Below are 12,275 nucleotides of genomic sequence, written 5' to 3'. Positions count from 1 at the left end.
AAGAATCTTTGATTTTTATCAATATGAGAATATTTTTTACTATAATTCATTTATGTCCTTTCTAGTACCAGTAGATAGGGCATTTTTTTATTAAAAATGCAACACCAGTATTATATTACTAAGTGTTGCACTTGAATATACAATTTGGGATAATTAACTCATAACAAGTTAATTATTTCTGTATTATTCTGCGTCAGGTTCTGTTTCAAGCAATTGTTTTTGCTCATCTTTAACAAGTTTTTTAGCTTCCGCTAATTCTAAGCTAAAGAAGGTTGTAACCCCACGATTTTGCATTGTTGCCCCAAATAGAGCATCAACTCTTGACATTGTTCCGTGGCGGTGTGTAATAACCAAGAATTGTGTTTTTTCTTTTAGTTCTTGTAGATATTCAGCATATCTAACAACGTTAGCTTCATCAAGTGCTGCTTCAACTTCGTCTAAAATACACAATGGCAATGGTCTTGCTTTTAAAATACCAAATAGCAATGAAATTGCAATCAGTGATTTTTCACCACCTGAGAATAATTTAATGTTGGCAATATTTTTGCCTGGAGGCTGAGCTTTAATTTCAATACCAGATTCCAAAATGTCGTTAGGGTCTGTTCAGTATAGCTCAGCCTTTCCACCGCCCAACATTGTTGCAAACACTTCGTTAAACGGTCCATTTACATCATTTACTATATTTACTAAACGAGTTGTAATAACTTTATCTATGTCGGCGATTGCTTTTTCAAGTGTCGATTTAGCTTCACTTAATTCTTTGAATCCTTCATTGTATTTGTTGTATCTTTGTTCTTCTTCGATTAATGCTTCTAAAGATTCAATGTTTACTGAACCAAGTTTGTCAATTTCTTCACGCAAGGTTCTAACAATTTCTTCAGCCACATCACGAGGAAGTTCTAATTTGTAGTTCAATGATGCGGTTTCAAGAGTTAGCTTGTATTGCGAAGCTAAACGATCTCTAGATTGTTCTAATAAGAATTTAGATCTTTCTTTTTCGGTTAGTTTGTTAGCAAACGATTGAATTAACTGATTTAATGTTGAATTGTAGTCATTTTTCAAGGTGTTAGCTTGTTCAATGTCTATGTTTAATGCTTTAACACGTTGCAAAGCAGCGGACAATTCGGTTTCAATTGTTACTTTTCTTGTTTGCAATGTTTGTAGATCTTGCTTTTGAGCAGCTTTTTGAGCTTGATTTTGTTGCTGATCTAGCTCAACAATTTGAGCATTTAAATTAGTCAATTTAACGTTTAATTCATCAATTGCTGCTTGTTCAGCTGATTTTTTAGATCTAAGAGCTGACAGTTGTGCTTGCAGTGATGAATCTAGTTCAAATGATTGCTTACGATAGTTTTTAGCTTCATTTAGTTTTGTGATTAAGAGTTGAATTTGTGCGTTGATGCCAGGAATTAATTTTTGTAATTCAGTCATTTTATCTTCAAAGCCCAATAAACTTTGAGTTTTATCTTTAGCACCACCAACAATAATTCCGCCGGCACGAATTGTATCACCTTCAAGTGTTACAACCATATAACGACGCTCTAAAATATTTGATATTTTGTTTGCTTGCTCAATATCAGAAGCCACTATTACATTACCAAGTAGGAATTTTTTCAAGATTTCATATTCGGGAGTTGTATACACTAACTCTGAAGCAACCGAAACAAATCCAGGGTGCCCTTGAATGCCTAATAAGTGATCATCACGAACAGATTTAGGTTGAATAGATGTTAATGGAATAAATGTGGCGCGGCCACCGTCATTAGTTTTTAGGAAATTAACTGCCTTAACAGCGGTTTCAGGTTTGTCCACAACTAGGTGCTGAGAAGCACTAGATAAAACAGTGTCAATAGCTCGCACGTACTCAGGATCTACACGAAGTAAATCAGCTACAGTACCTTTTAAAGGTTTACCAAAATAGGTTTTATTTTCCAAAATGGTTTTAGTACCCTTGAACAATATTGTGCTGTTTTCTTTTTGCTGTTCTAAGAATTGTAAATGGGTTTTAACGGCTGTTAAATCTTTTTCTTTCTTGCTTAGTTGAATATTTAGCATACCAACTTGTTCTTCAAGTTTGCTCAATTGCACACGGTTTTCGCTCACTCTTAGGTTTAAAACCTCGATTTGGTGATCAATGTTTTTAACGTTTGAGTTATACTGAGTCGCTAGTTTTTGGTAAGCTTTAATTCTTTCTTCACGGCTAGCTTCGATTTCGCCTTGAGCAATTAATTTTTCACGTGCAGTTTCTTGCGTGATTGCTAATTCAATGTTTCTTAAGCGTTCATCAACTTGTTTTAATTCAGTGTTTAAAGACTCAATTCTTTTTTCTTCTTCAATTCTAAAACCAGTATTTTGGGTAATTTTATCTTGTGCGTGTTTAATTCTTTGTTCTAGATCTTCCCTAGTTTCAGCAACACCTTCAAGTTCGGTTGAAAGATCTTCATATTTTTGGCCAAAGGTTTGAATATTATCAACTAACAAGCCAATTTCAACTTGTTTTAATTCCTCAGATTTTTCAATGTAAATTTTAGCTTTTTCAGCTTGTTTACGTAGCGGAACTAATTTACGATCAATTTCCTTGATGGTAATTTCAATTTTTTCTAGTCCTTCTTGGGTTTTAGCCAATTTTGTTAAAGCTTCTTTTTTCTTGAATTTGTATTTTGAAACACCTGCAGCTTCTTCAAAAATTGCTTTACGTTGCTCAGGAGTTGATTGAGCAATATCAGAAACGGTACCTTGTGAAATAATGGCCAAGCTTGATTTTCCAATACCTGATTCCATAGCAATTTCTAGAATGTCTTTTTGACGACATTCTTCGCCATTTAGATAATATTTATTAGCCCCTGATCCTCTCTCCAACACACGCGAAATTGTAAAAATTTCGTGTGGAATTGAGTTGTTGCCTTCTTTGTTGTCAAAAGTAAGTGTAACTTCGGCTTTATCCATTGCCTTAGCGGTTTGAGAACCTTGGAAGATAACATCATCCATTTTATCTCCACGCAATTCTTTTGCGCTACGCTCACCTAAAACTCATCTAATAGCGTCATTAATGTTTGACTTACCTGAACCATTTGGCCCAACAATACCTGCAACCCCACCATCAAAGGTTAATGAAACAGGGTCAGCGAATGATTTAAAGCCATGAGCTTGAACTCTAATTAATTTCATTTTTCTCCTTAAAAATATGTTTTGATCAACATTTTTACTGGTTTAGTGCTAGTTTTTCTAACGCGTCTGTTGCCGCGTTTTCTTCAGCTTCTAGCTTGCTTTTGCCTTTTCCTTCGCCAAAAACTTGATTATCATGAATTGCTTTAGCAATAAATTCATCACCTTCTTGGGTAGTTAGATATGTAACTGATGTGCGTGAAAAAGACTGAATGTGTTCTTGAAAACGTGTTTTAGAATCCTTAAGTTTACTAGTGTCGATTTGAGTTAAAAATAGAGTTTGGCCTAAAAATGTGTTCACTTTTTCAAGTCCTTGATCAATGTAAAGAGCGCCAATAAATGATTCGAATACGTCAGCTCCAACTTTAACAGAGCTTAGCACCTCTTTGTGCATCATACCCGGACCAGTACGTAAAAATTCTTTGATTCCAATGCTATCTGAAAGAGCATTCAAGTTTTTTGTCGAAACAAGTTTTACACGCATGAGTGTCAATTCACCCTCATTAAGGTTAGGGTATTTTTTAAACAAAAATCTACTTGATAAAAATTGTAGAAGTGAATCACCTAAAAACTCAAGTTTTTGATAGTCTTCTTCAGTAGTGTTTTTATTGACTTTGGTATAACTTGGGTGTGTAAAAGCAGGAATAAAATTACTAATTTTCTTGATATTTATTGAGTATTTACGGGTAAAATCAATAAAAAGATCAATTTTGTGTTTATTCATTATTCCCTTGTTCTAAGGCCTTTTTGACATTATTTAACACATCTGCTTCTAGAGCTAATTTAATCTGATTAAGAGCTCCTAGATAAGCTTTGTGATCACTGCTTCCGTGTGATTTAATAGCCACTCCATTTACACCAACTACTCAAGCAGCACCAACATTTCTATAATCTAAAGTTTCGGCTACATCAACAAAAGCATTTTTTGCAAGCAAGTAACCTAGCTTACGAATAGTTGTTTTCATGATTTTGCTTTTTAATAAATCTTTAAAGCTTAAAATGGCTCCTTCTAAACTTTTTAGTACAAGGTTACCACCATAACCATCAATTACCGCAACATCGCTCACATAATTTAACAATTCACGTGGCTCTTTAAAGCCTACATAGTTTAATTCTTTAGTTTCTTTGAACTCTTGGTGTGCTTGTCTGATTATCTCAATACCTTTATTGTCTTCGGTTCCGATATTAATTAAAGAAACTTTTGGGTTAGCGATCTTAAACATTACTTTGGCAAATTCATTGGCAATTTTTGCTCATTCAAGTAAGTATTCAGTTTTAGTGTCTAAATTAGCCCCCACGTCTAAAAGCAAGAATTTGTGACCTTTAATTGTAGGCATAATTGGCATAAAAGCAGCACGCGATACGTTGTCTAAACGTTTAAGTTTTAAGGTGTTAGCTGCTAAATATAAACCACTGTTACCTGAGCTTAAAACTGCATCCGCTTGTTGATTTTTCACTAAATCTATAGCTGCATTCATTGATGTATTTTCGTGTAAGCAAGCTCTAATGTTATCGGTGTTTGAACAAACATTTGGGTTATCAACAATAGAAATGTTTTGCGGCATTGATTCAAAACCTTTAACTTTTATGTTTTCGATTTCGTTTTTGGGACCAACTAAAATAATGTTGAAATTTGGGTTTAATTTGCTAAATTCATATGAGGCTAATACAGCTGGTTTGATACCGTTATCGTTGCCGTTTATATCAAAAGCAATTGTGTATTTTTTCATTATTCAAATCCTATAATAAAGTGATAGTTAGGTTGAGCACCATTCAATAATTCAACTTCAACATCATAACGGCTTTCAATAAAACTTTGAACTTCGTTAGCATCAGTTTCTGAAATATCGTTGCCATAAAAAATTGTTATTAATTCATGATCGGGAGTAATAGCTTTTTTAATTAATTCTTTGGCTGCATTAATGTATGTTGATTGCGAAGTGACAATTTTGTGGTCTAAAATTCCAATAAATTGTCCTTCTTTGATTTTAACATTATCTATTTTAGTTGTTCTAATAGCGGTTGTTACTTCACCAGTTTTAACAGTTTTAATGGCTTCGTTTAATAGTTCTAAATTCTCTTCAGCACTTGACTCACTGTTAAAATGAATCATGGCAGCCATACCTTGCATTTGCGATCTAGATTCAATAATGAATACATTTTTATCATCAATAATTTGTGCTGCTTGTTGAGCTGCTAAGAAAATATTTGAGTTATTTGGTAACACAAACACATTTTGCGAATTAACTGATTTAATTGCATCAACTAAATCTTGAGCTGAAGGGTTTTGTGTTTGTCCACTTTCAACAATAGCGTCACAACCAAGCTCTCTCATGCGTGAAATTATTCCTGAACCTAAGTTGCATGAAATGATTGCACATTCTTTTTCGTCTTCACTCGCCTCGTTTAAAACAACATTTTTGTTTCTGTTTTCTTTGGCCTGCAATGACATATTTTCAGATTTAATTTTGATAAATTCACCAAATTTTTGACCATAATTCAACATTTCACCCGGTTTTAAAACATGTCCGTGAACTTTTAAAATTTCATTGTCTTGCACAACAACTAAACTAGTTGCGAATTTGTTGATTCCTTTTTCGAATAAATCTTTTTTGAATGCATCTACATCTTTAAGTTCAATAATAAACTCAGTGCAATAGCCAAACTCACCATCGTAAACTTCACCATCTTGAATAAATGTATCAATTGATGAACTTTCTTCTTGAATTTTAACTGGTTGACCTTTCATTAATGAGTTCATACCTACAATGATTGTGTAAAAACCTTCTCCACCAGAGTCGGTCACTCCCACTTCACGTAAAACTTTTAGCAAGTTTGGAGTGTTATCACAAGCTTTACGTGCAAATTTTTCCGCTAATTCAAAAAATACTTCAAAAGTTGTAGAATTATCAACAATTTTTTCCAATTCTTCAGTTGTTTGTCTAATTACTGTTAGTATAGTTCCTTCAACAGGTTTTAAAACTGAGCCGTATGCTTTTTCGGTCGCCTTTTTAAATCCTTCAAGTAAGCCTAAAATATCTACGCTTTGTTTGCCTTCAAAAGCTATGGCAAAACCTTTAAAAATTTGGCTTAAAATAACTCCTGAATTACCACGTGCACCAAAAAGCATATTACGTGCAAATTTGTGAGCAACTTCACCTAAATTTTCATTTCCGTTTTCTAAATTTTGAATTGCAGATTTAACTGTTGAAGACATGTTTGTGCCAGTGTCGCCATCTGGCACAGGAAACACGTTCAAGGCATCAATACGATTTTTTTGATTCATTAAATTATTGGCACCTGAAAGGCACAGTTCATAAAACACTTTTCCGTCTAGTTTATTAATCATTATTCAAACCTCCGACTAATATGTTAAGTTTTCCTAGTTTTTGTTCTTTTTGTCTAAGTGCAAAGCGCAACAAAGAAGTAATTGAAGTTACAATATTTTTCAAGTTACTGTTTTTTAAAATTGTAATTGCCGCTGTAAAGTCTCATACATTTGAATCATCTTTTTTGTTGGCCACTACTCATTCATTACAATCATCAACAGGATGATCGAAAGGGCATTGAATGCTAAACACGCCAGGTGTTGATTCTAAAATATCAATGAAGATTTTGCTAATTTCTGATTTTTCCACTTAGCCTCCCAAATACATTGTTTAATTAATAATTAAATTCAATTATAAACTATAAATATTGATGTATATTATAAATTATGGCCGAAGTTATAACGCAAGCTATAGTGGTTAATATTGAACAATCTAATACATCGATAAATGATTCTTTTGTCGATTTTTTAACACCTAACTCCAGTTTTCGCCTGTTAGCTAAAGGCATCAATAAAGCAAGTTCCAAAAACAGGGTGAATTTGCAAGTAGGTTGTATTGTCGAAATTGAATATTTTAAGGCAAGAAAAAAAGGAGCCATTGGTAGGTTAAAAAAAGCTAGTTTGCTGGAAGGAATTGATTTTTCAAATCGATTAAACTTGATTTTTGTAGCAAAAGCAATCAAATTTATTGAGCAAATTAAAACAAAAACATTCAGTGTTTTTAACGCATATACTCAAATTATTAAAAGATTAGGCGAAGGCATTAACAAAAAATTGTTGTTATTTTTATACACAAGCGGTCTAGCTAGCTACGGAATTAAACCAGTAGTTGAGCAATGTTGCGAATGTGGTCAAGCATATAATTTGTGTGATTTTGCTTTTCACAAAGGCGGTTTTTTATGTTTTGCACATTCGCAAAATGTGCGCTGAAATAAAGAACTTAAAAGTATTTATTTTATGTTCAAAGATTTGACTAAATTTATAATGATGTGTAATGATGCAATTGCCGAAATTTTAATGCAGGAGTTATTACAACATTATCACGATAATGGTATTTACGTAGAACAATAATTACGTAAATACTCATTTTATAGAGTTTTACGACAAAATATTGAACAATAATATGTCCCGTATAAAGGATTAATTTGTATTTATATTGATATATAACTCATATTAATATATGTAAAAATAGTATAATTTACACACACAAAAAATTAAGGAGATTAGATGAAAATTGGAAGCACACAGGTTGCAATTGATGCAATCAAAAAATATAAAAATATTGTAATTTTTCACCATACTAGACCCGATGGAGATTGTTTAGGTTCTCAACATGGTCTCGCACAAATGATAAGAGATAATTTTCCTGATAAGAATGTTTATACAATTGGTGATAATGTGGGTACATACGACTTTATGAACTATCATTTTGATCCTGTTGAAACTATTGATTTTAATGATTCACTAGGGGTTGTGGTTGATGCTTCTAGTTCAGATAGAATTGTTTATGGAGAATTGCTACTAGGCGATAAATTCACTGCTAAATTGCGTATAGATCACCACCCAAACGGTAGTGATATTGAATATGATTATCATTTTGTTGATGAACATTATGTTGCAGCAGCTGAACAAGTTGCACATATTGCCTTTGATGCAGGGTGAAAACTAAGCGAAAAATCAGCATTGCATACCTTTTTAGGAATTGTGACTGATAGCGGTAGATTCTTATATCCAGATACTAGTTCGCGTACTTATAAACTTGCAGCTTTTCTTGAAGAACAAGGCAAAATTGAGCCTTGAAAATTGCATAGAGAACTAGGAAAAAGAAGCCTAAAAGACATTAAGTATATTGGCGATATTTTGTCAAATTTTAAACAAAAAGACAGAGTTTTATACTATATTGCTTCTAAACAAGTTCAAGATAAATTTGGTTTTGATGAATTAAAAGCAGCTATTTTTGTCAATGAATTAGCAAACATTGAAGATAATTCGTGTTGAGCCTTTTTTGTTGAACAAGCAGATGGAAAAATTCGTTGCAGATTGCGTTCTAATGGGCCACTAGTAAACGAAGTTGCTGCTAAGTATGAGGGTGGCGGTCACGCAAACGCTGCTGGTTGCACAATTGATTCACATGAGCAAATTGAACAAGTTCTAAACGAACTTAATCAAGCAATAATTAAATGGGAGGCACAATAATGAAAATGCAAGATACTGGCACATGAAAAGATGCCGCGGCTAAACTAGAACAATATGATTCAATCGTTATATTTCACCATATTCGTCCTGATGGCGATTGTCTAGGTTCACAGTTTGGTCTTAGAGAATTGTTAAGAATTAACTACCCAAATAAAAAAGTTTATGCCGTGGGTGATTCAAATGGACTTTTTTCTAATTTCCTTGATTTAGATTTTGATGAAGTTCCAAGTGATGAAATTTTGAAACAATCTTTAGGTGTGGTCGTTGATGCCAACCAAAAAGAAAGAATTCAAAACCGTGAAATTTTAGATAAAAATTTATTTGCCGAAACACTTCGTATTGATCACCATCCAAATGAAGATGATCTTGACAAATGTACGGTTTGATTGGAAGAAAATAGAATTGCTGCGGCTGAAATGATAGCTGAATTAGCTTTTCAAAAAGGTTGAAAATTCAATGAAAAAGCAGCTAATTGCGTGTTTTTAGGCATTGTAACTGATTCAGGTAGATTCCAGTTTTCAGATACTAGTGCTCGTACTCACGAGTTGGCAGGCTATTTATATAAAAATAATTTAAACGCAGAAAAAGTGTTTTTAGGGCTTGCACAAACCAGTATTGAGGACTTAAAAGTTCAATCTACACTAATGTCTTCGCTTAAAACTAGTGGACAAGTTGCATACATTCAAGTAGATTATGCGACCACACTTAAGCTTGGTAAAAAACCAAATGATATGGCAAGACCTAACTTAATTGGCAATATTAAGGGCTATCCAATTTGAGTGTCATTCAACGAAGAGGAAAATGGAAATATTAGAGTTGAATATCGTTCAAACGGTCCAATTGTTCGTAATGTTGCCTTAAAATGAGGTGGTGGCGGCCACGACCGTGCTTCAGGCTGCATGATTAAAACTTTTGATGATGTTGAAAATGTGATTAATGATTGCAACCTTGAGGTTGAACGTTGACAGCTAGAAAATAGATAGGAGTAAGTATGGCTAAATTTAAACGTGTTTTCATGATTGTAACTGATGGTTTAGGTATTGGAGCTGACCGCGATCAAAACGCTTTTGGCGACAAAGGAGCTAACACCATTTTATCAGCTTCAAAAAGTGCAATGTTTTATATCGACACATGAAAAAAACTAGGTATTGGTAATATTACTACACTTGAAGGAAATTATCATGTGCGTAAACCACTTGCATACATGAGCAGAATTCAAGAAGTTTCGAATGCAAAAGATACATTAGCGGGACATTGAGAAATGATGGGGATTAAAACTTTAGTTCCTTTCCCTACATTTACAGAAAATGGTTTCCCACAAGATTTAATTGATGCACTTTCTCAAGCTTTTGACGGCAGAAAAATTATTTGCAACCGTAGTGGTTCAGGTACTGAAATTATTGATGAATTTGCTCAAGAACAAAAAGACACTGGTGCCATAATTGTTTACACATCAATGGATTCAGTGCTGCAAATTGCAGCTCATGAAGAGTGAATTGGTCTAGAAAATCTATATCGTTATGGTAAAGCAGCTAGAGAAATTTGTTCATCTAAGCCGGAGTGAAATGTTGGACGTATTATCGTAAGACCGTTCATTACTGATGAAAACGGCAAATACAAACGTACATTCAACAGACACGATTATGCAAACAAACCACGTGAATTGATTTTGAATGAACTTCAAAAAGTTGGTGTTGATGTTGTAGCGGTAGGTAAAATTAATGACATTTTTGTTGGTCAAGGTATTTCTAGAGCGATCCATTCAGATGGTGATGCACACGCAATGGATATAACTATTGATGAAGCCAAAAAAGACGATGAAAACAAATTTGTTTTCACCAACCTAGTGCAATTCGATTCACACTATGGACACCGTAGAGATGTTGATGGTTATGCTTCTAATATTTCACTTCTAGACACAAAATTAGGTGTTTTAATCAACGCGATGAAAGAAGATGATTTATTAATTATGACTTCAGATCACGGTAATGATCCATTGTATCCAGGTTTTAACCACACTAGAGAAATGCTTCCTTTAACAGTGTTTTCTAAATCATTTACTTCACCAAAAGTCCTTAAAGATGTGGAAGGTTTAGGTACCACAGGCAACATTGTTGCGCGCAACTGAGGCGTTGAAATCGTCAATGAAACAGGTGATGACATCTTTGATCAACTTGTCTAATTTAAATTAAAAAAGCGAATTTTGAGTATTCAAATACTCATAAAATCGCTTTTTTGTTTTTTTAAAACAAGTAAAATTAGATTATTATTATCACAAACCATTAAGGAGTAAAAATGCAAAAAACAATTTATTTGGCAGGCGGATGTTTTTGAGGTGTTGAAGCCTACTTTTCGCGTGTTAAGGGTGTAATTGATGCTCAATCAGGCTATGCAAATGGATTAGACACAAACGCCACCTACCGAAATCTAAAAAATTCAATGCACGCAGAGACAGTTAAAGTTGTCTATGATGCTGACGTTGTTACTGTTGAAGAATTAGTTTTACATTTATTTAGATTAATTGAACCTGATTCATTAAATAAACAAGGTAATGATGTTGGCACTCAATACAGAACTGGTGTATATTATGAAGATGAACAAGACCATAAGGTGATTGCAAAATTATTTGAATATTTGAAAAAACCATTCGCGCAATTTTATGTAGAGCTAGAAAAATTAACACACTTTGTACCTGCTGAAGAATACCACCAAGATTATCTTGAAAAAAACCCAACAGGTTATTGCCACGTTAACTTAAACACTGATTACAATTTAAATCAATCGGAATTAAAATTACTTTCACAAGTTAGAAATGAATTAAAATTAGACCAATTAAGCTATGATGTTTTAAAAAATTCAGCAACTGAAAGACCACATACCTCAGAGCTAAATGATGAACACCGTAAAGGTATTTATATTGAAAAAATCACTGGCGAAGCTTTATTTTCATCAAGCACAAAATTTGATGCAGGCTGTGGTTGACCTAGTTTTTCAGAGCCAATTTTAAAAGAAAGTGTTCAATACCTAGACGACACATCACACAATATGTACCGTATTGAAGTTAGATCTGGCGAAGGTGATAACCACTTAGGTCATGTGTTTAATGATGGCCCTAAAGATATGGGTGGTAAACGTTACTGCATCAATGGTGCAGCACTTGAATTTATCCCTCTTGAAGAGATGGATCAAAGAGGTTATAGCGAATTCAAAAAATTTGTTAAATAAAAACAGTAATCCAAACAGATTACTGTTTCCCAAATTGTATATTCAAGTGCAACACTTAGTAATATAATACTGGTGTTGCATTTTTAATAAAAAAATGCCCTATCTACTGGTACTAGAAAGGACATAAATGAATTATAGTAAAAAATATTCTCATATTGATAAAAATCAAAGATTCTTAATCGAAAATCTTAGATATAAGAATTTTTCGATTAGAGAAATAGCTTCGATTTTACATGTTTCTCCTTCAACAATATCGAGAGAGTTAAAGAGAAATTCAGATAATAACGGTAATTATTTGTCAGATACTGCTGATATAAAAGCCAAAAACAGAGCATATCATAAATATATGTTCAGATTTAAT

Annotated in this window: 11 protein-coding genes; 6 read left to right on the top strand and 5 right to left on the bottom strand. The window is 33.3% G+C overall.

What is annotated here, in order from left to right:
* Positions 1-183: 183 nt before the first annotated feature.
* The 5 genes from T329_RS0100055 to T329_RS0100035 are packed head-to-tail and all read right to left on the bottom strand — an operon-like array spanning position 184 to position 6,803.
* Positions 184-3,168, bottom strand: coding sequence for an AAA family ATPase (locus T329_RS0100055; RefSeq protein ID WP_029608414.1), 2,985 nt, complete (start codon positions 3,166-3,168; stop codon positions 184-186).
* 34 nt (positions 3,169-3,202) lie between these two features.
* Positions 3,203-3,889 (bottom strand): ribonuclease III, encoded by a 687-nt coding sequence (gene rnc / locus T329_RS0100050; RefSeq protein WP_029608413.1) that lies wholly within the window; start codon positions 3,887-3,889, stop codon positions 3,203-3,205.
* Complete coding sequence (plsX, locus tag T329_RS0100045) at positions 3,882-4,895, bottom strand: phosphate acyltransferase PlsX (RefSeq protein ID WP_029608412.1); 1,014 nt, start codon at positions 4,893-4,895, stop codon at positions 3,882-3,884. Before plsX ends, rnc begins: the two co-directional genes overlap by 8 nt.
* Positions 4,895-6,514: a DAK2 domain-containing protein gene (locus T329_RS0100040; RefSeq protein ID WP_029608411.1), complete on the bottom strand. Its 1,620-nt coding sequence runs from the start codon at positions 6,512-6,514 to the stop codon at positions 4,895-4,897. Before T329_RS0100040 ends, plsX begins: the two co-directional genes overlap by 1 nt.
* Entirely contained in the window at positions 6,507-6,803 is a 297-nt protein-coding gene (locus tag T329_RS0100035; RefSeq protein ID WP_029608410.1) for a hypothetical protein, read from the bottom strand. Before T329_RS0100035 ends, T329_RS0100040 begins: the two co-directional genes overlap by 8 nt.
* Positions 6,804-6,880: 77 nt before the next feature.
* Between T329_RS0100035 and recO the strand changes: the two genes are divergently transcribed.
* The 6 genes from recO to T329_RS0100005 all read left to right on the top strand — a co-directional run.
* Entirely contained in the window at positions 6,881-7,564 is a 684-nt protein-coding gene (recO, locus tag T329_RS0100030) for a DNA repair protein RecO (RefSeq protein WP_029608409.1), read from the top strand.
* Positions 7,565-7,720: 156 nt separating this feature from the next.
* Positions 7,721-8,689 carry a bifunctional oligoribonuclease/PAP phosphatase NrnA gene (gene nrnA / locus T329_RS0100025; RefSeq protein ID WP_029608408.1) on the top strand — a complete coding sequence of 323 codons (969 nt, stop codon included), beginning with the start codon at positions 7,721-7,723 and terminating at the stop codon, positions 8,687-8,689.
* Positions 8,689-9,672, top strand: a complete 984-nt coding sequence (gene nrnA, locus T329_RS0100020) for a bifunctional oligoribonuclease/PAP phosphatase NrnA (RefSeq protein WP_029608407.1) — start codon at positions 8,689-8,691, stop codon at positions 9,670-9,672. Before nrnA (T329_RS0100025) ends, nrnA (T329_RS0100020) begins: the two co-directional genes overlap by 1 nt.
* Before the next feature lie 8 nt (positions 9,673-9,680).
* The gene (locus tag T329_RS0100015) at positions 9,681-10,871 is read left to right on the top strand and encodes a phosphopentomutase (protein ID WP_029608406.1); all 1,191 of its coding nucleotides are present in this window, start codon (positions 9,681-9,683) and stop codon (positions 10,869-10,871) included.
* A 113-nt stretch (positions 10,872-10,984) separates the two neighbouring features.
* Positions 10,985-11,914 carry a peptide-methionine (R)-S-oxide reductase MsrB gene (gene msrB, locus T329_RS0100010; protein ID WP_029608405.1) on the top strand — a complete coding sequence of 310 codons (930 nt, stop codon included), beginning with the start codon at positions 10,985-10,987 and terminating at the stop codon, positions 11,912-11,914.
* 127 nt (positions 11,915-12,041) lie between these two features.
* Positions 12,042-12,275 (top strand): helix-turn-helix domain-containing protein (locus T329_RS0100005; RefSeq protein ID WP_029608404.1); only part of this gene is annotated, 234 nt, incomplete at its 3' end.

The sequence above is a fragment of the Mycoplasma simbae ATCC 49888 genome (genome assembly GCF_000702705.1).
In the GTDB taxonomy this organism is placed as follows: Bacteria; Bacillota_I; Bacilli_A; order Mycoplasmatales; family Metamycoplasmataceae; genus Mycoplasmopsis; species Mycoplasmopsis simbae.
This window is presented reverse-complemented; position numbering and strand designations above follow the sequence as displayed.